The sequence below is a fragment of the Maribacter aquimarinus genome, from assembly GCF_047345505.1.
Lineage (GTDB): Bacteria > Bacteroidota > Bacteroidia > Flavobacteriales > Flavobacteriaceae > Maribacter.
The window spans coordinates 98,005-120,935 of the sequence record NZ_JBLFEO010000013.1; the positions used below are offsets into that span (position 1 = coordinate 98,005).

General features: G+C 51.4%; 16 protein-coding genes. 6 read left to right on the plus strand and 10 right to left on the minus strand.

The window, feature by feature from the left end:
- Positions 1 to 117 precede the first annotated feature (117 nt).
- From ACKWCC_RS11160 to ACKWCC_RS11180, 5 genes are all read left to right on the plus strand, one after another.
- Entirely contained in the window at positions 118 to 1,422 is a 1,305-nt protein-coding gene (locus ACKWCC_RS11160) for a glucosidase family protein (protein ID WP_413996015.1), read from the plus strand.
- 83 nt (positions 1,423 to 1,505) lie between these two features.
- On the plus strand, positions 1,506 to 2,243 hold the full coding sequence (locus ACKWCC_RS11165) for a GntR family transcriptional regulator (protein WP_413996016.1): 738 nt from the start codon (positions 1,506 to 1,508) through the stop codon (positions 2,241 to 2,243).
- Positions 2,244 to 2,311: 68 nt separating this feature from the next.
- A complete protein-coding gene (locus tag ACKWCC_RS11170; RefSeq protein WP_413996017.1) occupies positions 2,312 to 3,226 on the plus strand; it encodes an ROK family protein in 915 nt (304 codons plus the stop codon).
- A 67-nt stretch (positions 3,227 to 3,293) separates the two neighbouring features.
- Positions 3,294 to 4,160 carry an AraC family transcriptional regulator gene (locus tag ACKWCC_RS11175; RefSeq protein ID WP_413996018.1) on the plus strand — a complete coding sequence of 289 codons (867 nt, stop codon included), beginning with the start codon at positions 3,294 to 3,296 and terminating at the stop codon, positions 4,158 to 4,160.
- Positions 4,161 to 4,486: 326 nt separating this feature from the next.
- Positions 4,487 to 5,245: an SOS response-associated peptidase gene (locus ACKWCC_RS11180; RefSeq protein WP_413996019.1), complete on the plus strand. Its 759-nt coding sequence runs from the start codon at positions 4,487 to 4,489 to the stop codon at positions 5,243 to 5,245.
- A gap of 99 nt (positions 5,246 to 5,344) precedes the next feature.
- Here the strand turns inward: ACKWCC_RS11180 and ACKWCC_RS11185 are convergent, their stop codons facing one another.
- Complete coding sequence (locus ACKWCC_RS11185) at positions 5,345 to 6,475, minus strand: Gfo/Idh/MocA family protein (protein WP_413996020.1); 1,131 nt, start codon at positions 6,473 to 6,475, stop codon at positions 5,345 to 5,347.
- A 22-nt stretch (positions 6,476 to 6,497) separates the two neighbouring features.
- Here ACKWCC_RS11185 and ACKWCC_RS11190 point away from each other — a divergent pair, with 22 nt between their 5' ends.
- Positions 6,498 to 6,938 carry a hypothetical protein gene (locus tag ACKWCC_RS11190; RefSeq protein WP_413996021.1) on the plus strand — a complete coding sequence of 147 codons (441 nt, stop codon included), beginning with the start codon at positions 6,498 to 6,500 and terminating at the stop codon, positions 6,936 to 6,938.
- On the opposite strand, the gene ACKWCC_RS11195 is transcribed toward ACKWCC_RS11190, so the two are convergent.
- From ACKWCC_RS11195 to ACKWCC_RS11235, 9 genes are all read right to left on the minus strand, one after another.
- Positions 6,935 to 7,093: a hypothetical protein gene (locus tag ACKWCC_RS11195; RefSeq protein WP_413996022.1), complete on the minus strand. Its 159-nt coding sequence runs from the start codon at positions 7,091 to 7,093 to the stop codon at positions 6,935 to 6,937. The genes ACKWCC_RS11190 and ACKWCC_RS11195 overlap by 4 nt on opposite strands.
- On the minus strand, positions 7,090 to 9,918 hold the full coding sequence (locus tag ACKWCC_RS11200; RefSeq protein ID WP_413996023.1) for a sugar-binding domain-containing protein: 2,829 nt from the start codon (positions 9,916 to 9,918) through the stop codon (positions 7,090 to 7,092). The genes ACKWCC_RS11195 and ACKWCC_RS11200 overlap by 4 nt, the downstream gene beginning before the upstream one ends.
- Positions 9,915 to 11,423 (minus strand): sulfatase family protein, encoded by a 1,509-nt coding sequence (locus ACKWCC_RS11205; RefSeq protein WP_413996024.1) that lies wholly within the window; start codon positions 11,421 to 11,423, stop codon positions 9,915 to 9,917. The genes ACKWCC_RS11200 and ACKWCC_RS11205 overlap by 4 nt, the downstream gene beginning before the upstream one ends.
- A 22-nt stretch (positions 11,424 to 11,445) precedes the next feature.
- Positions 11,446 to 13,341, minus strand: coding sequence for a sulfatase-like hydrolase/transferase (locus ACKWCC_RS11210; RefSeq protein ID WP_413996025.1), 1,896 nt, complete (start codon positions 13,339 to 13,341; stop codon positions 11,446 to 11,448).
- Between the two features lie 4 nt (positions 13,342 to 13,345).
- On the minus strand, positions 13,346 to 16,666 hold the full coding sequence (locus tag ACKWCC_RS11215; RefSeq protein ID WP_413996026.1) for a DUF5107 domain-containing protein: 3,321 nt from the start codon (positions 16,664 to 16,666) through the stop codon (positions 13,346 to 13,348).
- Positions 16,667 to 16,818: 152 nt separating this feature from the next.
- The gene (locus ACKWCC_RS11220) at positions 16,819 to 19,650 is read right to left on the minus strand and encodes a sugar-binding domain-containing protein (RefSeq protein WP_413996027.1); all 2,832 of its coding nucleotides are present in this window, start codon (positions 19,648 to 19,650) and stop codon (positions 16,819 to 16,821) included.
- The gene (locus ACKWCC_RS11225) at positions 19,650 to 20,477 is read right to left on the minus strand and encodes an SGNH/GDSL hydrolase family protein (protein ID WP_413996028.1); all 828 of its coding nucleotides are present in this window, start codon (positions 20,475 to 20,477) and stop codon (positions 19,650 to 19,652) included. The genes ACKWCC_RS11220 and ACKWCC_RS11225 overlap by 1 nt, the downstream gene beginning before the upstream one ends.
- Before the next feature lie 18 nt (positions 20,478 to 20,495).
- Complete coding sequence (locus ACKWCC_RS11230; protein WP_413996032.1) at positions 20,496 to 21,917, minus strand: sugar porter family MFS transporter; 1,422 nt, start codon at positions 21,915 to 21,917, stop codon at positions 20,496 to 20,498.
- 250 nt (positions 21,918 to 22,167) lie between these two features.
- Positions 22,168 to 22,931: sulfatase-like hydrolase/transferase (locus ACKWCC_RS11235; RefSeq protein WP_413996029.1), on the minus strand; the 764-nt coding region annotated here is incomplete at its 5' end.

Here is a 22,931-nt window from a genome sequence, read left to right on the forward strand (position 1 = left end):
CCCTGAAACAAAGCACCCCTGTATGTGGCAATCCAAAATCATATATGAACCAACGCCCAAAAATCCATTTCTGGCCAAACAAACCGCCGTCATGGATCGGGCCCAAAAAACAAGAAGATGATGGTTATCCCAAAAATTATGCCCCTGTGCCTTATCCTGGCCTTTGCCCCTTGTTCCGCACAGCCGGGCAAGGATGAACTGGCCAAGAAGATCCAAAGGAACAAGACGTTGCGGACCGTAAAAAAAATGGCTTTGGAAACCGTTAAAACAGGCTTCAACGCCGGGGACGGTTACGGGGAGGTCTGGATCAGGGACTACAATACCTTCATAGAACTTTCGGCAAACGTATATGAACACAAAGAATTGGAAGAGAACCTATTGGTGTTCTTTAGGTTGCAAGATGCCAATGGCGGTATTGTGGATGGCTTCATCCCCAAGGAAAAGGCCGTGGCGGTGGAAGGCGGTTACGAATACCTCAACACGCCGTTGGAGCCGAGATACTCAGGACACAAAAACACCGTGGAAACCGATCAGGAAACCTCCTTGGTACAAGCCGTTTACAAGTACATTGCAAAAACGGGAAACACTGGTTTTTTAAACAGGAGGGCAGGTGCCCTCACCGTTGCCCAAAGGATGGAAAAAGCGATGCAGTTTCTCCTGGATAAACGTTGGGCAGAAAGGTTCGGCCTCATCTATGGTGCCACCACGGCAGACTGGGGAGACGTACAGCACACCCACCCTTGGGGGGTTTTCATCACGGATGACACCAAATTCTGTGTGGATGTGTACGACAACGCCATGTTCGTCATCGCCTTGGACAATATGATGGAACTGCTGCCAGACACGAAACAGAAATGGCAGCCCATACGGGACAACATAGCCAAAAACACGATGAGCGTTCTCTGGGACGATGAGAACAAAAAGTTCATTCCCCACGTCTATCTGGATGACTCGCCATACCCGGAGTCTTTTGATGAGAATAGGATATTTTACCATGGCGGAACCGCAGTGGCCATCGAGGCCGGCCTGCTAAACCAAGAACAGATCAAAGCATCCTTGAACAAAATGATCGAAAATGTCAGGGAATCAGGAGCCGCCTCCATTGGACTCACCCTATATCCCGTGTACCCAGATTGGGCCTTTGAAAACAAAGGGATGGCCCCTTACAATTACCAAAACGGAGGAGATTGGACTTGGTTTGGAGCCCGTATGATCCAACAGTTGGTAAGATATGGTTTTGCACAGGAAGCATACGAGCAGTTGTTGCCCATGACGGATCGTGTCATTGAAAACAAGGGTTTCTATGAATGGTACACCATAGACAACAAACCTAAAGGTTCCGGTACCTTCCGCGGCTCGGCAGGGGTACTGCACAAGGCCATTGAACTCCTTGAGGAATGGAGCAGGGAAAACAAACGGTAGTAAGGAAGTGCAACGTAACCTACCTCCCAAAAGCCTTGAAGACAGGATTTTTTTAAAGTATAGTTGGTTTTCAAAAAATAAGAATGGATTTCAGAATAGACCATAACAGCCCGGTTCCCTTTCATGCGCAGATCGAGGGGTACTTAAGGGAACTTATAAAGCAAAAGGAATATAAAAATGGGGAGGCCTTTTTACCCAAGGAGGTCACCATGTCCAAAAGATTGGGCGTTTCCCGAAGCACCACACGGCAAGCGATCAACAAACTGGTGCACGAAGGCTTGATCGAGCGAAAAAAAGGAATTGGGACCAAGGTGGTGTCCAAAAAAATCACCACTAGGCTGGACAATTGGATAAGCTTTACCAAAGAGATGCGGAACCAGGGCATCGAGGTGGTAAACTATATGGTCAGAAAATCCTTTGTGAAGGCGCCCAAACCAGTAGTCCGTGCACTGGATCTTGCAGCGGATGAAAACATCTGGAAGTTGGAAAAAATAAGGGGTTCCAAAACGGCAAGATACCTATACTCCGTTTCCTATTTTCATCCAAGGGTTGGCATAAAAGGGGACGAAGATTTCTTTGAACCCCTTTATGAAGTTTTGGAGCGACAGCACAATATTGTCGTGGCCACATCCAAAGAGAGATTAAGGGCGGTAAAGGCAGACAAGGACATTGGCTCCTTTCTTGAAGTGGGAGCGGACACCCCCATTCTAAGAAGGGAAAGATTGGTCATGGATGTTGGGGATAAACCCGTGGAGTACAATGTGGTCTATTACCATACCGATTTTTTCACCTATGACATTGACATAAAGAGAAATTTATAAAAAGGACCCGATTTGATTCTTGTAGGCCAGTGAACGAGGCTCTTTAGATCAGGCAAAAATGAAGTGATATGGAAGATGGCACAGTAATCGGAGTGGATGTTGGTGGCAGCCATGTCACCAGCGCCGGCGTACGCTTAAAAGATTTTAAAATACTTGACGGTACGTTGGCCTCCGGACACATAGACAACACCAAAGACAGGCACCATATCTTACGGGAATGGGCTACGATCATTAACAAAAGTATCGTGGCCAGTGGCCTTAAAAATTGGGTGAAGCTGGGATTTGCAATGCCCGGGCCCTTCAACTATGCCACGGGAAGAGCACTTTTCAAGGACAATGAAAAATACAAGAACCTCTACAACGTATCCATAAGGGAAGCTTTGGCAGCTTACATCACGGCATCCAACATTGAAATGCGATTTATGAACGATGCCGCCGCATTTGGGGTGGGGACAACGGTAACGGAGAAAGCCAAACAACACAAAAAAGTCATTGTCCTGACCTTGGGAACGGGCTTTGGCGCGGCATTTTTAAAAAATGGCTTGCCCCTCCAATCTGGAAAAGGGGTGCCCGTGGGAGGATGCTTGTGGGACAAGCCTTTTAAAGACGGTATTGCAGACCACTACTTTTCCACACGTTGGCACCTGGCAAGGTACAACGCGCTCAGTGGCCGGTACATTAAGGGGGTCAAGGAAATGACACAGCTCAAGAACGAACATTCGGCAACGGTTTTTGAGGAATTTGGCACCAATATGGCCCATTTTTTAACATCCTACCTCAAGGTTTTTGAACCAGATGCCATCATTTTTGGCGGAAACATTTCCAAGGCGGCCACATATTTCCTGCCACCTTTCATTGAAGCCCTGGGAAAAGGTGCCAAAACCCTTGACATTTCAGTTAGCCCACTTACGGAAGAGAAGGCATTGACGGGAGCTTCCAAACTTTATGATGCCCATTTCTGGAACGCGTACCACTGGGGTTAGCCCACACCAAAAGGTGAACCCCTGAGAACAAAAGAAAGTGCACAACTCCCCAAAAAAAGCTAAAAAAATGAAACCATCTTTTTACAAAATCATATTTGACAGGGAAACGCCCTTCCGGTGCACTTATATAGACGAACCCTACTTTGACCACCCCTTGCACTTTCATCCCGAAATAGAATTGACCCTGATCATGGAAAGTGAAGGTGTACGGTATATAGGGGACAATACTTCAAATTTTCGCAAAGGGGACCTGATATTGATCGGTTCCAACCTACCCCATATGTGGAGCAATCAGAAAGAAACCAACCGCACCTCAAGAAGCAGGAGAATGACCTTGCAGTTTCCCAAAGACCTTATGAACCATCTCTTTGGCGCTGCCGAGGAACTGGAGCCCGTGGCCAAACTTTTTAAACTCGCCAAAAGAGGCATTTCCTATCCCGGAAAGACGAGCAAGGAAATAGCGCCGCTCCTGAAGGAAATAAACGATACAAAAGGACTCTCCAGATGGATTTTGGTTTTTGAACTGCTGCTTAAGCTAACCAAGGCGCAGGACTATAAAATCCTTGCCAGTGAAAGCTATCAGGCGGATCTCACCAACCAGGATGTTGATCGTTTAAATCGCATATTCCAATACATAAGAAACAACATTGAGAAAAGAATTACATTGGATGAGGTTGCAGATATTGCCTGCCTCACCAAACCTTCTTTCTGTAGGTTGTTCAAAAATAAAACGGGCACCTCCTTCATGCACTTCTTAAATGAGTACAGAATTAACAATGCCAAAAGGATCATGTTGGAAAACAAAGAGATACCCATTGCCAGTGTAGCCCAAAAATCGGGCTTTAACACCATACAACATTTCAATGCCAAGTTCAAAAAACACAATAAGGGGATGACCCCTTCGGATTACCTTAAGAAGATGAACGCCAGTTAAACCCCGATGATGCAGTAAAAATTACACGCCTGGACGGAACAGAGAGGTATTGCGGTTGCCAACCCCCATAAAACCGATCGTTATGCCGCTTTTGGCTCCATCCCCGTGGCAATGGTCATCTTAAATCACAAAAGTCTTGGTCTTATCGGGGGTTGCACCCTTATTAAGAAAGTCCAATATATCTGTTGGGTCAAAGTGCCCTGCCCTTGGGCAAACCAAAAACCAGTGCCCGGAAGGGACAGATGGCCCCAATCCCGGGGCACACCATTCTCCGACAGGCACTTTGCAAATGCCACAGATCAGCCCGGTTTTTGTACTTTTAACCCATGTGCTACAGTACCCGACAGACCCGAAAAAAAGAAGCCCTGCAACAACGGTTGCAATTGGAGTCGGCATTAAAGGACCAAGCCTCCGATCTGGAGCTGGTGCACTACCATGCCAACGGATGGAACCACCCCATTATGTGGATGGTGGCCCAGGAACACCCCAACATGCTGTTGCCGGCCATGTGGGGCCTCATGCCCTCCCACTTGGAACAGGCGGCGCACAAAGACTACTTCAAGAACCCCCGCACCTTTGGCGGACTCAATGCGCAATCCGAGAAATTGTTTGGGCATTTCATCTATAAACACAGCTGGGAACGGCGGCGTTGCGTGATTCCCGTGGACGGTTTCTTTGAGCCCCACAATACCCAAGTGAAGGTAAAGGGCAAAGACTTCAAGGTGCCCTTTTATTTTCACCACGGCGAGAGCGAACCCCTCTTTCTTGCCGGCATCTATACCCAAACGGCAGATGAACGGTGGACATTTACCATCCTCACCAAAGCGGCCACGCCCAAGTTTGCCCAAATTCACAACGATAAAAAACGCCGGCCCGTGATCATCCCCGAGAAGAACATTGGCCACTGGCTACGGCCGGACCTGACCCCGGAAGCGGTACGGCAGCTCATGGACAGGGATGAGGACGAGGCAAGGCTAAACGCCTACCCCGTGAGCAAGGACCTGTACAGCCGCACGGTGGATTCCAACAGGCCGGACATCATTGAAAAAAAGGAGTACAGGGAAGTGGACCCCAGCTTTCAATGACTTTTGGAACACGGACCCATACATTGGCTTGGAAGGCCCCACCCATGCCGCGGTGCAGGGGAATGTTCCCGCGGGCCGGCCCACTGTACCGCACACCCCCTATCTTAACCGTACGGTTTTGCCCTTTCTGGCACTCTTCGTTGCGGCATCCAAAATTTCCATGGTCACCAAATTGTTCTCCAAGCTGTAGGGGTCAAAGGGCGCCAACACTTCTTCTCCCTTAACGACCGCGGCCAAGAGTGCAAAGGGGTCATGATAAGGGGGCCTTCGCTCGGGCAGGGACAGCGTCTCCTCCGCAAAACCATCATAGCCTTGGGCGCTCCTTATCCTCAGTTGGTTCCTGTCATCTGCATAGACCGCCCCCAGGGTGCCGTAGAGCTCCATATCCTTTCTGCCCATGGGCCAGTTCCACGATGCCTGCACCACGCCCATGGAGGTGTCATAGGCCAGGACCAAGGTGGCATCGTCATCCACATTGGGGTTGTTCTCCGCTTGAAGCTGTTGGGTAACCGCCGTCACGGAATTGGGACGCACGCCCCGATGGATCCAGGTGAGCAGGTTGGCCCCGTAACAGCCAAAATCCATAAGGGCACCGCCACCGTTACGTTTGGGGTCGGTGAGCCACGCCAAGAACTCCTTGTTCACCCCGATTTTTTTTGGTCCCTTGTGCCCATCGCGCACGATCACCTTGCGCAGATCCCCAATGGCACCTTGCTGCAACAGTTCCTTTGCCCTGATATTGGTGGGATACCAGGAGGTCTCATAATTGGTGAGCAAATGGATGTTGTGCTTTTTGGCCAAATGCGCCATTTTTTTGGCGTGGTCCAAGTTAACGGCCAAGGGCTTCTCCACCATGACGTGAACACCTTTTGGCGCGCAGGCGCGCACCACGGCCAAATGATCATAGGTGCTTCCAAAGGCCGCCACGGCCTCCGGTCTGGTGGCCGTGATCATCTCTTCCATACTGGCGTACACCAGGTCCATGGAAAAGCCAAATTCCCCGGCCAGGCGCCGGGCCAAAACGGTATCTGTCTCCACAATGCCCACCATGACCACATCTCCCTTGTCTTCACGACCCAAGATCCATCCCACGTGGCCGTGGGTAAGCCCAGCAACGCCCAACCGCACCGGGTCTTGCTGTGCGCGGGCACCAAGCACAATGCACAACAGCAACAGGCCTGTGATCCAAGTCTTCAAAAAAACAGCCAAAAATTTACCGTTATAGAACATCTGCAAAAAGGTTTAAAGTGAGGTGTTGTTTCTTCTTTTGGAGCGCATCGCCATAGGAAGACAGCACCGGAAAGATAAGAAAAGTAAGGGTGCCGTGCCCAACGGGATGCACCAAGAACCCATATTTGCCGTGGTGCCCCACCTGGAACAAATGGCACGCCCTGGCGCCGTTCATTGGCCCAAGACCTGGCCATTTGGCTTTTTGTTCAAGAACTACATGGTAATCTGGGTTGGCTTCGCTGGGCACCGGTGTCCCTATGGCCACCCCAACGTGCACATCCATTCCCTCTTGCTTGGGGCCTATTTGCCGAAGTTTCTTGTGGTCTATCCGGCCAATTTGAGCATCTTGGCCAGGGTAAGCGCCCTGTCCGAAACAAAGAGGTGTTCTCTGGGGGGCGGTCTTTTTAAACGGGGCATTGCCATGGGCACTTGGACCAAAGCATCCCAATTGGGGGTTTCCTAATGCTCACTTCCCATGAAACCGAGGCCCAACCTGCCCAGGTCATCCACCACAAGGAAGACAGTGTTGGGTTTGTGAAGCCGTTCTTTGCACACCTCCCCTGTACAGGACAAAAGGACCATGGCCTGAAAAGCCAAGGCCATGGTCCTTGCCTTCATTGGTAAATGTCTTTGGTTGAAAAACCCTTTTCCCCATTTTTTACACCAAGACTCCTTAGTTCCTTGACCGTTACGGATTTGTTGGGTGCAAAGGCATCGCTCTTCATATAAGTGAGCAAACTGTGCCTAAGTTGTCTGGCCACAGGCCTGTTCTCCAGATCCGAGGTGACATCCATTGCAGAAAAAACCAGTGCGCCCTTGGCCGCTTTTGCCTGGAACAAGGTGGTTAAACTTCGGTTGGTGACAAAGTTGTCAATGGACCTTACAATGGGCTCCACATCCAGGGAATCCATGGAAACGGACTTTGATCTGATCGCCAGATCCCACCATTGCCAATCCGTATGCGTGTCCGTGGGAAAGTTGGTCAAGGCAGGGTGTTCCTTGTTCACCAAGAAGCCCATCGTGGCCGGTTGGTTGGGGAAGTGAACAGGGCTCCAAAAAACGGGAACAAAGCGCCCCTGCACACCCTCCAAGGATTCGGGATCCGGGCTCAACAGCACTTTGCGGCCATTTTCCAAAGCGGCCACCGCTCTGGCCATAGAGCTCGTGACCACAATGTCGTTCGCCGTGGTGGGCACATTTTTTGGATAGGCCCAAATGGACCAGTCGTTTTGGTACTCTGTTCCCTCAATGGCCACGGCCAGGGTAAGCTTTTGTGCCCGTTCGGTCTCCAGCGCAAGCTCAATGGCTCCCAGGCCCACATTATTGCCAAGGATCAGGTCCACATTTCCAAAAGATCCTTGTTCAAGGATGGTACCATCCTCATCGCTCAGGGACCAGTTAATTCTTTGCCCTGACAGTTCCTTAAAAAAATTGGCCACTTCCACAAGGGCCTTGAAGGTCTCACCGGATTCATACACGGCCTTTTCAAAACGCACAAGGGGCACCACTTCGCTGTTGAACTTGCGAAAATCCTGGGCCGAAATGGCGCCCTTAGACTCCCAAAAGGCATTCAACAAACCCACCAAAGCCGTTCCCTGCCCGGGGAAATCCTGTAGTTGCAACAGTTGAAAACCATCGAACCCCGGGGTTTTTAGAGCTCGTTCTATTTCTTCCTTGTACAATAGGGCCGCCAATTTTCCGGAAGCGTTCGTAAAGTCACCGGCCAGCCCCAAAAGGCCCTTTTGCTCCAAATCATTGCGTATGGCCATAAAGTTCAGGGGTTCCAGAACACCGGTGTACTTTGGGATTTCAGACATATCGGGATACACGGCATACTGCCCAATTTCATGGGAAATTAGGGGTATTTCTATATGCTCACTGTTGGCCGAATAATCGGCATTGAAATGTGGTGGACTACTGTTAAAAATCCCTTGACCCCGTATCCAGCCCTTGTCCGTCCATTGGGTTATAAAGTACTCATCTTCCGGTTCAGGGCGCTCTCCGGTGGGCCTTTGGAAGGAAAAGGCGGTGGTGGCGTACAGGTGCCGTTGATCCTTTTTCTTGAGTTCTGCCGTCATTTCGTTCAATAGTCCAATATCGCCCTGCAGTTCGTTGCCCAAGGCAAAAAGGATAAAGGAGGGGTGATTGCCGTACTCCCTTAGCAGTTTGTCTGCTTCCTTTCTCAGAAATGCGGTGGTAGCCGCGTCCTCACCTACTCGGAGGCTCCAATGCGCCAATTCCACCTGTAGATAAAAACCGGCTTCGTCCGCAGCCTCAAAGGCCGCTCTTGGGGGGCACCAGGAGTGGAAGCGCAGATGGTTTAGGCCATACGCCTTGGCCTGACCTATTAAACTCGCCCAGCCCTCCTTTTCCATGGGCGGATGCCCGGTCAGGGGAAAAATGGAACACTCCAAATTTCCCCGCAGGTAAATTCGCTTGCCGTTCAAGGTAAGGTCTCCGTTCTCCTGGGCTATTTTCTGATAGCCAAAGGGCGCCTGAAGCGTATCTGAAGCGCTGACCACCCTTGCCGTGTACACCTTGGGGTTGAACTCATCCCAAAAATAAAGTGCCTCTGGCCTTTGCACTTCCAGGCTTACCAAGCCAGACTCATAGGTGGCCCGATCCATTGGCGTGTGGTACACCACCGTTCCATTGGCATTCAAGATCTCCAAATACTGTCCGCTGGTATCTTCATTGGGCTGTTCATAGGTCACGAGAATGGAGTTGGTGTCCACCTTGGGGTAAATTTGCAGATTCCCGGGCGCATTGGGCGATGCGGCCTCCAAGATCAAATCGCCCAACATCCCGTTCCACTTGATCTGGGTATGGTTGGTATAGCCATGGGCCATATCTTGGTTTATGGGATCTGGATACCTTGTCCCCGGAACATTGATGAGCGGATATTTGTTGCCGTTGTCTATGCGTATGGTCAAGAGATGTTTGCCAGGGGTCATGGCCTCGGTGAGGTCATAGGTATGGCTGCCGATCAAACTTTCCGCTTTTCCCATTTCCCGGCCATTGACAAAAACGGTGGACTCCCAGATGACACGCTCCAGGGTAAGGGTAATTTTCTTGTTTTCCCAGTCCTTGGGTATGTAAACCTCCCTTTGGTACCAGGCCTTGCCAATATATTGGTGCTTGCGCGCCAAATTGGACAGCACATAATTGTTCAGCTCGGGCTCCAAGGTGTTCGGCGTGCCCATTCCGGCATCGTCCAGGGTACCGGGCAAGGATATGGCCGCTCCGTCAAAGGGAGCGCTGGCCCAAGCCTCACTTTCGCCAACATCCAAAGAATCCAGCCTCACCGTCCACGGCCCTTCCAGGGAGATGGAGGTGGGAGCCCCACGATCGCAACCTAGGGCAAAACCGGCTATGGCCAGTGCCAAGGCCCATTTGGTGGCAGCACCATTTTGTGTCTGAAACCACTTTTTAAGGATTTTCATTTTTCACTCAGTATTTCGTTCAACTTGTCTTGCATCTCTTGCACCAATTTTGGAAATTCCTTGGCAATGTTCCTGGTCTCGCCAGGATCCACGGCCAAATCATAAAGTTGCGGTTCCTCACTGAAACCGGGATCTACGAACTTTAGGGCGATCCATTGCGGTATCTCTGCATTCTCCCTTGGCATGATGTACTTGTAATTACCCATCCTTAGGCCGTAGGCATAGGCTTCTTGGAACAAGACCTCCCTGGCTGTGGGCTTTTCCCCCAACCAAGCCAAAAGGTGGTCCTCGCTATCGGGGGCGTCCCCTTTTCCCAATCTTTGGCCCGTTAAGCTGGCCAAAGAAGCATAGAGGTCCACCTGGGAGAGCAAGGCACGGCTTGTACCGGCTTGTATTCGCTTGGGCCAAGAAACAATGGTGGGCATACGGGTACCGGCTTCATGAACGGAATATTTGGACCCCCTAAAGGGGCCTGCCGGCTTGTGCTCCCCTACCAGTTCCCTGGCGTAGTCCAGATAGCCATCATCCAATATGGGGCCATTGTCACTGGTAAAAATGACCATGGTGTCCTCTGCAAGGCCCATTGCCTCCAATTTCCCCATCACCTGGCCCACGCACCAATCCATTTGGGCAATGACATCTCCCCGAGGCCCCATGGAACTGGCCTCCACAAAATTTATATGTGCAATTCTGGGCTGATGGATGTCATGTAAAGAAAAAAACAGAAAAAAGGGTTTTTCTTTATTTGTCTCCATAAAGGCACTGGCCTTGTCGGTGAGCACAAAGGGAATGTCTTCATCTACCCAAAGGGCGCTTTCCCCGCCCTTCATGTAACCAATACGGCTTATGCCGTTGGTTATGCTGCCCAAATGTTGCCTATCTGTATGTTGCTTGAGCAGTTCTGGGCGTTCCGTGCCAATGGGGTAGCCGTCCAAAGGTGTGGTATAATCCACGGTAATGGGATCATTGGTGTCCAGCCCCACCACGCGTTGGTTCTCCAGATACACCGTGGGCACCCGATCGCCCGTTGCCGGAATGAGAAAACTATAGTCAAAACCAACTTCCTGTGGGCCCGGAGACACCCTTTCGTTCCAGTTGGTGTTGCCATTCCCCAGCCCCAGATGCCATTTGCCCACAACACCGGTTACATAGCCCGCATCCTTCAACATATCTGGGAGCGTGCGCATTTCGGTATCTATGATCAAGGGGGCATCGCCGTTAATGATGGCCGCTTTGTTCTTAAAGGCATATTGCCCTGTGATCAAAGCATATCTAGAGGGCGTGCAGGTGGCCGCCGCGGCATGGGCATCGGTGAAATTAATTCCATTTTGGGCCAGTTTGTCCACATGGGGCGTCTTCACTCCCACGGCCCCGTTGACCCCTATATCACCAAAACCCAAATCATCCACATAAATCAGTACAATGTTGGGCCTATCTGTCTGGGCGTTGGTGGTTTCGCCCATGCACCATAGCGCCAAGGTCAGTAAAAAGGTTAATTTTCTCATTTGTCGTTCTTTAAGATCAGTGTCATTTTTCGGGTAGGGCATTGTGTTCCACCACTCCCAAAAGCGCCAAGTAATCCATACATGCCGCTTTTACGTTGTAGGACCTGTTGGGCATTTTGCGCACAGCTTCCATGGTTTCCATGAAAGAAGTGTTGTTTTCCAGGTAGGTGATTTCATTGATGGCCAAAAGCGCCAGGTCCATGTTGTCTTCCCTGGCCATCTTTTGCAAGCGCTGCGCCGCAGCCTCGTCTTGGTACATATGGTAAACCAAACCGGCCGCAATGATGGCCACCGGAGCGTAGGGGTCTTCCATGGCGGCAAAAAGCTGTTTCCGCATGGGGGCGAGGTGTTTCTTGCCGTGGCTTTTTAGCCCCGTGATGGCCCAATACCGGACCATGGCATTTTGGTGCTTTAACAAGTATAACTGTTTTTTTAGGGTGGATGCGTCCCGTTTTCCGGAGAGCGAGGCCGCGCCATAAATAATTTTGAAAGGAAAGTCCGCTTTGTTTTCCCGGTGTTGGTAAGGTGTTTTTGGCGCCAATTGCCCCAATTCATATTCCGGAAGAAAATGGATGTCCCTGGCCTTTAACAACTCGTTTTCCAGCGTTTTCCGCATCTTTTTCAATAGGGTGCCGTACCTTTTTTCATTGACCGCATTTTTGGTTTCCCAGGGATCCCCCTCTATGTGGAACAGGTATTCCGCTGGGCGTTCCTCGAACAAGCTTTTCTGAAGGGAGTCCAGGGCGCTGTTCTGAAGATCGGCGCGCATCTGCTTGGCAATATCCGAGATTTCCATATACCTAATGTAGCGCAAGGCCGGTAAAAAGGGCATATAGTTGCGTGAGTAGGTAAACTCGCCATTGGTTAGGGTGCGCACCATATCGGGCCCATTGTCTGCCCTGTCAGAAGACAGGACCAGGTACTCTTTGGGCCTGGACCGCTGCTTTCCCAAGAGCACCCGCCCATTGAGGTACCAGGGCACTTTTGCTCCGGACAGGGAAATAAGGGTGGGCGCCAAATCCTCAAAAGAAACCAACTCATCGGTGACTGCCCCTGCGGTGCCCCACGGAGAGAGATGTTTATATTTCTCCGGAAACCAGATGACAAAGGGCACCCGGTACCCATAGTCGATACCATTGGTCTTGCCGCGGGGCATGCCCTCGCCATGGTCTGCAAAAAAGAATATAATGGTGTCTTCCCGCAGTCCATCCCTCTCCAAACGTTCCAAGAGCCGCCCCATTCCAAGATCGGTGAGGGCAATGGCGTTGTACACCCTTGCCATCTGCTTTCGCATCTCGGGAGTATCTCGGTAAATGGGCGGCATCTCAAAATCGGTGTCGGCAATTCTAAGATCTTGCGGTAAGGGTTCCCAAACATGCTCCCGGTACCAATCATAGGACATGGACATGGTACGGGACTGGTGCGACTCCGCAAAATTGAAGACCGAGAAAAAAGGTTGTTCCTCTTTTCTGTTCCACCATCCCGCGGAATTGGAGCTTTCATCCCAGGCCGTCTCTATAAAATCCTTTTCCTTGGCCAGATTGTAATCCGTTTTGGAATTGTTGGAAGTGTAATAGCCCTGTTGTTTCAAATAGTACGGAAAACCCTTTATGAAGTCCGGGATGAGCACCTTGCTCCTATGGTGGCCGGTTCCAAGTCTGTAAGTAGGAACACCAGTAACAATGGTACTCCTGCTCGGCGAGCAGACCGTGCCCGTGGAAAAGGCATTGGTAAAGCGCACCCCCTCTTTGGCCAACTGGTCTATTACCGGGGTTTTCGCATGGCCATTCCCATAGGCCCCAATGAACCGGGGAGAGGTATCCTCAATGGTGATCCAGAGCACATTGGGCCGCTCCTGGGCGCTTAAACTGCCCAAAATACCCGTCCAAAACAGGAAACAACAGATCAGCGCCCTCATCCCTTTAGGTGTTTTGAAATTGGTTTTTGTTTGATGTTGCCATCTTCAAATGCAGCTGTGCGGGCAAGTGATAGGCTTCCTGTTCCAAAACGAGAGTGAACGCGGCTTTGGCCTTTTCCGTATTTCCCATTCCCAGGTGGCCCAGCCCCATCAGGTAGTGGCAATGGGCCCTGTTCTTATCGTTCAGGTCTTCTTCCCAGATCAATAGGTCGGGTAATGAAATGGCAAAATAATCCAGCTTCACCTCATCATTTTGGTGCTCCTCCCCGTAGGCCACAAATTCTTGAAAACGTTTCTGGGCCTCCGCTTTCCGATTCAATTTTAAAAGGGCCAAGCCTTGGTAAAAGATTTTGTCCGGTTGCTGGTCATTGTAAAAAATGGCCGCCCCAAGTTCCGTTAGGCCGGTAGCCGCCCTTTCCCATAGGGCCACGGCCTTTTTATGTTCTCCCAGCTGCTGGTGGGCGCAGCCAAGCCAATAGAATATATCGTTTTCCTGCACCCCATACAGCTTGCCCTCACCCAAGTTGTGCGGGTACTTTTGGGCCTCGTTCAAATGGGCAATGGCCTGTTGGGGCTCTCCTTGTTCCAGATGTCTTTTGGCCAGTTCGATCTTTGCCGTGAGGTATTGAAACGGAACTTTTCCCTCTCCGCCCTCCCAAGGGTGAAACTGTCGTTTTCCAATGAGCTCCAGAGCCTTTTTGTACCGCCCCTTGAAATTGTGCAAAGCCACGAGTTCCAGATAAAGGTCGTCCCGCATTTCCGTTAAATGGCGGTGGTGCTCCAAGAACGCCAATCGCTCTTCCAGGGAGACATTCAATTTTTTGTACAGTTGGTCCAGTTCCATAAACACTCGGGCATTGTTTGGAGATAGCCCAAAGGCCATTTCCAAGTGTTTCCTGGCCTTTTGCTTTTCATTTCTCTTATTGAAATAGAGCAGGGACAGGTTACGGTGCGCAATGGCATTTTCTGGCTCATGGGCCAGGGCCTTCTCCCAGCATCGCTGTGCCTCGTCGTAGTTACGGGAAGCATACCAGTAATTTCCCAAATAGTAGGGCGCACGGGCATCGGCCTTGTGCCGCTCCATAACACTTTGCAACACCACCACTTCTTCCAAACGATTGGGGAAACAATAGTCCATGGGCATTTGTTGGGCCAATTGGTAATGGTTCAGTTCTTCTGTCCTCTGCCCGCTCTCCCCATAGAAATGACCCAAAAAGTAATGGGCCATGGGATAGGCCCGTTGCCTGCCTTGGGCATAGTGCTGCAACAAGGCTATGGCCTCGGTATATTGACCCGCCTGGGCGTAGTCCAGGGCAAACTCCATATAACTGTGCACCTCATCCCTGAGCATCTCCTTGAATTCTTCCAGTCCTTCCTTGGTGCGGTGCATCAGATATTTCTCGTACAGCACCCCAAAATTAAAACGGTCTATGCGCAGGGATGCTTCAATAAGGGACAGGGCCTGGCCCGTTTTTCCCAATTTTCTGAGCAATATCACCTTCAAATGACGGGCCTTGTGGTTGTGCCAATTGCGAATCAGGGCTTTTTCCACCAGTTCCAGGGCCTTTTCGTAATTGCCGTTAAGACAGTCTATCTGGGCCAGGTTAAAGTAACCGGCGTCTTGCCAGGCCGCGTTCCAGCACGCCTTGTAAAAGGCGGCATAGGCTTCCTGGTCCCTCCCCAGAAACCGGAGGGCCACCCCTTTGTTAAAGTAAGGTTCCCCATTGTAGGGGTTGGGGTTGCGTTGGGTTAGGGATGCTATGGCCCTATCAAAATAGGGCAGTGCCTTTTTAAACTGTCCGCGCTTTAGGTGCCATTGTCCCATGGCATTGTTGCAGCGCACGTCCTTGGGCTCACGGGAGAGTGCCTCTTGGTAGTACAGGGACGCGTCATAGGTTGCGTGCCTGTATTGCTCCAAATGCAGCCCATTTAGAAAAAGTTCGTCCACGGTGGCGATATCCCTTGGTTGTTTGGCCGCGGTGGCGGCCTCCGGGATATCTTTGGCTTTGGGGCCCTCCGGCATCCAGCTCACCAAGGTGTTCCCCTTTTGGTCCATTAAGCTTGCCCTGATGTTCTTTGTATTGGCCGTTCCCAGGGGAATGCTCTGCTCGAACCCATTGGCGGGGTCCAGGTCCGTTTCTTGTTCAAAGAGCACCTCATCACCGTTCTGCAGCACTATGCGCGCTTTGGGATACGTTCCCGTGACGTGGATCTTTACCACGGCGGATGACGCCTCAAACTCCAAATTCAACAGGGCCTCCTTGCTTGCGTTCTTGACCACGCCCACGTTGTGATAGGGCATGAAATACTGTTTAAAACTCTTCTCCTCATACGGGTGCATCCAGGAAAAATCTGGTTGGTTGTCCGTGTAAACACCGCACATGAGCTCAATATAAGGACCGTCGTTGTCCGTAAGATTTCTGTCCCAGGCCTGGCCAAAATCGCCATTGCCCCAGGTCCATTGTTTCTTTCCGGGAGAAATATGGTGGTCTGCCACATGGAGGAGCCCGCCCTTACTGTCATTCTCATAACCGCCCACAAAATCATAATCAGAGTTAATGGCCATATAGGATGTGGGCACGGGAATGTTCTTATAGCGGGAGATATCCGTGCCGGGCGAATAATCCACTTTGTAGTAAGTGCCCTTTGCAATGGGAAATTCCGAAACATCTCGCTTACCGTGATCAAATACGGCATTGACATCTGGAGGAAAGACAGATTGATAGTGGTCGTTGACCGCTACGGCGGGGTTGGCCCACCACAAGAAGGTCTGCGGATGCGGCGTGCGATTGTACAGTTGGGCCTTAATTTCCAGATAGGCCTTGTCCGGGTAGAGGGTAAATCCGGCCATGCCCTTGGTGCGGAACATCCGTTCCACCTCGCTCACCCAGACCGTAACACTGCCATCCCCAAAGGTTTCTATGGTGCAGTCCGTTGGAGCATACGTGCTTGGCCTATGGTGCTGGGGCCAATTGAATTCAATGCCACCCGAAATCCATGGACCCGTTAGCCCCACAAGGGCCGGCTTTATAACGTGGTTGTAGTACACAAAGTGACGCTCACGGATCTTGTCATAGGCCATCTGTACCCTACCCCCAAGTTCGGGAAGCACCATTATTTTTATATAATCGTTCTCAAGGAACACGGCATCCCATTCCTTGTCCACTTTTTTGTCACTGATGTGCTCCACCACCGGATTGGGGTACACCGATCCACTGCTGGCCTGATACACGCGTTTCTCCAAAAACACCGGATACTTCTCTGCCTCCCCGATTTCATAGGTGGGGAGGGTCACTTTTTCCTTCCAAGCTTTAACTGTACTCATACTAAAATCCATTTCTTTCAAAGAAACCAACATGGGACGGCCGCGGTGGTTGCGCTCAAGACCAAGGGGCCTTAAATCAAAAATACCTTACACACAGCGGGCCTTCTTTTCCAATTCTTTGGCTTCCCCGTTACACATCCCTATTGTTTCCCTTACCACGGCACAAACAGATTTTTGATCTCTTCACCCGCAAGGGCAATTTTTGGATCAAACGCTCCGCTGGCCATATATTTGGTTAAACTATATCTCAATTGTCTTGCTTCCGGCCGATTTTCCAGATTTGAATGTAGGTCGATACCTGAAACCAATAATTTTCCCTGTCCCACCTTCACTTCAAAAATGAGCGCGGTCCTTCGGTTCTGGAACCAATCGTCCACAATGCGGACTATGGGCTGAAGCGCGGCGGTAAAATCGTCCAAAACAATGGCGTTGGAATGGCTCATGGCGTCCCACCATTGCCAGTTGCTGTGATACTCGGTGGGGAACTCCGCCAAGGCCGGGTGTCCAGGATGGGTCAGGATGCCCAAGGTGTGGGGCTTTTGGCCCTTGGTCCAGGAGGTGTTCCAAAATATACTGGAGAACCCGACCCCAATGTCGCCTCCTTTTTCCGGTCTTACATCTCCCTTGGACACATTGAGCAGTACTTTGCCCCCGTTCTCAAGATAGCGCATGGTGCCAGGGGATAGGGTCTGGACCACCTTTACGTCCGCCTCGTTTTCAATGGGGTCCGTCTTGGCCGGGTACACCCAAATGTCCCAATCATTGGCCTTATCGGCCACCCGTACCTCCAGCTTTAGTTTTTGGGCGTTGGCAATGGCGTTAAGGGGTATTTCAAGGCTTCCCAAAGACGTGCCATTTCCCACGGGAAGGGTCTTGCGTTCAAAGGTTCCCTCTTTAAAAACGGCACCCTTGCCATCGGTCAGGGTCCAAGAGGCCGCAACGGCTTCCAAGGGCAAGGGACCATAATGGGCCACCTCTATCTTTGCCTCCAGGGTCTCATCGTTTAAAAACACCCGTTTTTCCAATCGTGCCAAGGGAACGGTAACATCATTGAACCGCCTGAACTCTTCGGGCGTTACGTAGCCCTTCTCATCCCAAAAGGCATCGAGCACGCCCACCAAGGCCGTGCCCTGACCGGGGAAATCATGGAGGTCCAACAGTTGAAAGCCGGCCATGTCCTTGGTTCTCAAAGCCGCTTCAATATCTGCCTTGTAACAGAGTACCTGCAGCTTTCCCGAGGCCAACAACAGACTGTCTGCCAAATGCCCCATCTCATTGTCTTCCAGGGTTTCCTTGAAGATCTCAAAATTTTTGGGCTGCAGTACGCCCGTGTATTTGGACATTTCCTTGAAGTTGGGATATACGCACCATTGTCCCATCTCGTGGCTCACATAGGGCACTGGGGTCTCTTGTATGAGCTTGTCGTAATCAAAGACGGTCTGTGGTGGGCGGGCATTGATCACACTGTTCAACTCCTCTGCCCACCCTTGGATCCGCGGGCCCTTGTGGTTAAAGAAGTCCAAATTTTCCAACAAGGGCCATCCGGCCCCACTGGTGTACAGGCGCCGGTTGTCCTGCCCCTTCATATGGTCCACAAAATCCCCGAGGTATTTCTTTTGATTCTCTCCCGAGGGTTCGTTTCCATACGCCATCATCACAAAAGACGGGTGGTTGCCGTAGTGCTCCAGAATGCTCTCCGCCTCCTTGTAGATCCAGCTGTCTATGGGCTCGCCATCGCCAACGGTGGTCCATGCGGAGGCCTCCACTTGGAGATACACCCCCAATTGGTCTGCGGCAATGAAAGCCGCTTTGGGCGGACACCAGGAATGAAAACGCATGTGGTTTAGTCCGTGGTCCTTAACAATTTGTAGGATGCGCTTCCAAGAATCAACATCCGTGTGCGGATACCCGGTCAATGGAAAAATGGAACATTCCAAGGTGCCCCTGAGGAAGACGGGCCTACCATTTATGGCGAAATGCTTGCCGTTTACCTTAAACTCGCGCATGCCAAAAACAATGTCTTTTTCATCCTTGCCCTGCGCGGTCTCCAGGGCAAGGTGCATGGTATAGAGATTGGGGGAAAACTCGTCCCAGAGCTCAACCGTTTCGCCCATGGGGTATTCCAGGGTAAAACTGCCATCTGCGGCTATATCCAGGTTACGGGTCAGGGTGGGCAAGGAAGCCTCATTTTGGTGAGATGTGGCGGTGGCCGCCAGTACCACGGTATTGGGCATTGAACCCGATGACCTCAAGGCACCTTTGAGCACCACGGTTTTGTTTTGCACATCTGGGTAGAGCTGTACCGTGCCCAGGGCAATTTTTGGCGCTACCGTTAACTTGATCTCCCCGACCATACCGTTCCAGTTGGTCTGTGTGTTGTCTGATATGCTGTGCGCGTCACGGCCCACATCAATGTCCTTGATACGGTTGTCTATACGCACCGTAATGGTGTGCTCACCGGGAGAAAGGAAGTCTTGAAGCTCATACCTGTGCGGCGTGCCCAGGGTGTTCTGCATGCCCACTTTTTTATCGTTTACCCAAACGGTGGTCTCCCAATGGGGCCGTTCCAAGAAAAGGGCCACTTGCTCTCCGTCCCATTGTTCTGGAATGGCAACGGTCTTCTTGTACCAAGCGGCACCGTAGTACACCTTCTTGGGAGTGAGCCAGAAGGGAACCTTTACGTTCCCCTCTTCCCGGTATTTTGCCATTTTGGGACTGGTGTACCACAAACTGTCGTTCCACATGTTACCGGTCCATTGGGTTTCCACCCCCACGTCATGACCCTTTCCGTGCTCGGCCATGGAACCCGGTAGTTGTATGGTGTCTTTCAAAGGCCGGGAAAACCACTTTTGCTGCACCCCTTGATCCAAGGAATCCATTTGAAAAGACCATTCCCCAGACAGGTCCACTTCCCGTGACACCTCCCTGGCGCAGGAAAAAACCAACATCAGACCCAAAAAAAACCATATCCCTTTAAACCTCATCATTCTCTATTTAATTTCCCTATAAAAAAATGGGCAATGGCCTCGGACACCACGGCGTGCCCTTTCCCGTTCACATGATTGCCCTGTGCCATATACCGTTTTAAGTCCTCCGCTTTGGCGATCTCCCGAAAAAGGCCGTAACTATCCACCAAACCCACGCCAAAACGTGCGGCCAGTTCCCGTACCTGCCCGCTGTGCCGTTCCAAGGGGGCATCTTCCAAAAGAATATCTTCCTTGAGATCGGGGGTTGGGGTCAGTAAAATCACCTTAACGTCCTGAGCGAGTGCTTCCTTGATCATCAGTTCCCAAGCTGCCTTGGCGCGCTCCAGCCCAATATTTCTGTCGTTCAGGGCATAATCAATGAAAAGAACATCCGGCGCGTGGGTCAGGACCTCTGTCTTAAACCTCTTGGCACCCTTCTGGGAGTGCTCGCCCCCAATGGCCGTGACTATGGTATTGACCACGGCCGTGGGGTACATTTCCTTTACCTTTTCCAGCACCAAATGTGGGTAGGCTTCCAAAGAATTTACCAGAGGGGTCTTAAAATAACCGGCCGGCACGGAGTGTCCGTGAAAAACCAGGTTCACCGTTTTGTTCCGGGGCCATTCCTCTTTCAGTTGCACTTTAAGGGGGTCCAGATAGCTCCGTGCACTGGGAACCGACTGTGCCCCGAGCGTGTTACAAAACAGGCACAACAACAGTGTTGCCGCCAATGCGCAGATGGCAGCAGTTCCTTTTTTTGCCTGGCCCAGCTGTGCATCACAGTTGGTTACCACATTCCTTTGGGAGCAGGTGGCACGGCCCTTGATCAAATTCTCTTGCAACATATCACCATCGTTTTGCATCTACAAACTTTCACGGCCCGGTTGTTTCCCGGTCAGTTCCATTTCGATCTCTTCCAAACTCTTCCCCTTGGTTTCGGGCAGTTTCCGCTGTATGAACCAAAAACCCAAAATGCAGATACCGCTGTACACCCAAAACGTACCGTATGCCCCCAAAGCATCGTTAAGCAAGGGGAAGGTAAAGGTCAGGACAAAGGAGGCCACCCATAAGGAAAAGGTGGCAATGGACATGGCCACACCCCGGATACGGTTGGGGAAGATTTCTGAAAGCACCACCCAGGTGATCGGTGCCAGCGACATGGAATAAATGGCAATGGCAGTGATGACCAGGATCAAAACGGGAAGGCCGGTGAACCCAAAGAAGTAGGCACCGCCCAAAACCGCATACACCCCGGCCAGGCCAAGAGCGCCCAGCATCATCAATTTTCTGCGCCCCCAGCTATCTACGGTACGCATGGCCACAAAGGTAAAAATGAGATTTACGCTTCCGGTTATGATGATGTTGAACAGCATATCTCCCACCGAATAGCCAGCGGCCGTAAATATTTCCTCGGCATAATTAAAGATGATGTTAATGCCGCACCACTGCTGAAAAATGGCCAGTACCACTCCAATGATGAGCATGGGCCCAATACCCTTCCCGGTAACCTCTGATAACGCCACCCTGCCCTTTACATCCTTTTGGAGCGTGATCTCCATGTTTTTGAGCTCTTGTTGGGCATAGTCCTTGCCGCCTATTTTTTCCAGTACCCTGGCGGCAGCTTCGGGCTGCCCGATCTTTACCAAAAAACGCGGGCTTTTGGGAACCACGAACATTAGGGCAAAAAACAAAAAAGCGGGAAGCAGTTCTGCCCAGAACATCCATCTCCAACCGGTCTGTCCGTTCCAGGATGCCAGAATGTGCCCTTGATCGGCCTGGTCCGGTATGGGCTCGGCAATGACCCAATTTACGATCTGTGCCGCCAAGATGCCCACAACAATGGTCAATTGGTTAATGGCCACAAACTGGCCGCGGTATTTGGCCGGGGCCACTTCGGCAATGTACATGGGAGACAGGGTAGAGGCCAGGCCTATGCCCAGACCCCCCAACACCCTATAGGCAATGAAAGGCGTAAAATGATCGGACTGGCCCGTGCCAAAGGCAGACACGATAAAGAGCACCGCGGCGAGCACAAGGGCATTTTTCCGGCCCCACTTATCGGCCAAAAGCCCTGAGAGCACCGCCCCAAGGACACAGCCCACCAAGGCGCTGCTCATGGCCCATCCTTGCAAAGTGGGCACATCATCAATATTGAAAAAAAGTTCGTAAAAAGGTTTGGCACCACCAATGACCACCCAATCATAGCCAAACAAAAAACCGCCCATGGCGGAGACAAAGGCCAAAAACAAAAGGTAGGAAAAATTAAATTTTGTTTTCATTTTCAGGGTTGTGGATTTTTTTGGTTTTTGGACCGCTGTTCCATGGTTCTACTGCCGTTGGCGCTTTCGTTTTGGCATGCGTGCCACAAGATCTGCCAATGGAAGGTTTTGGGGGCCTCGGGGTCCATCGCCGTTTCAGAAATGGAGCTGCTTGGCCCATCGCAATCGGAGTCGGTTGGCCCTGTGCGCATTACCTTGTCCCAAAAGGCGGCCAAAATTTACCTCTGCCCTTTGGGTTGGCCCCTTTGCTTGGGCACTAATCCTTTGTCACCTTACTTTGCCACCAGTCTTCGTTGGGTTGATATTCCTTTGACAAAAATTCCATTCGCTGGGCCTCGAGGCTGGGCAACAGGACTTCCACCCGCTCCCGATGCTTCTTTTGGGCCAGCTCCGGATCGTGTTCCGGATCGGGTTGGGGCATGTTGGCGTTTACGTTCCCGAGAAAATCGTTCAAGGTGGCCAACAGCTTCTCCCCTTTCCCGGTATGTGCGGCCCAAACGTTCTCCCGCTCCCCTGGATCCGTCTTGAGATGGTACAGCTCATTTCTGCCATCTTCCCAGTAATGGATCAGCTTCCAGTCGCCGTCCCTCACAATGGACGAGGGCTCCCCCCCTTGGTTCCCATAATGGGGATAGTGCCAGAACAGGGGCCTTTCGGCCAGACGCCCCCCTTCCAGAAGGGGCCTTAAACTAACGCCATCCGTATGTTGGTGCGGTTTTAACGGAAGTTCGGCCAGATCCAACAGGGTGGGATAGAAATCCGACCCGGTGGCGGGGTAGGCCACCTGTTTCACGTCCTTTAGCCAAGGCACTTTGATAAAGTAGGGTTCGCGTATGCCACCTTCCCACTGGTAGCCCTTACCGCCCCTGAGCGGAAGGTTCGTGGTGGAAAAGGCGTCTCCCGAGGCCACCCCCCCGTTGTCCGATGTAAAGACAATGATGGTGTTGTCCTCAAGACCCAGTTCCTCCAGTTTGTCCAGGACAATGCCAACGGCCCGGTCCATTTGCTGCACCAGCCCAG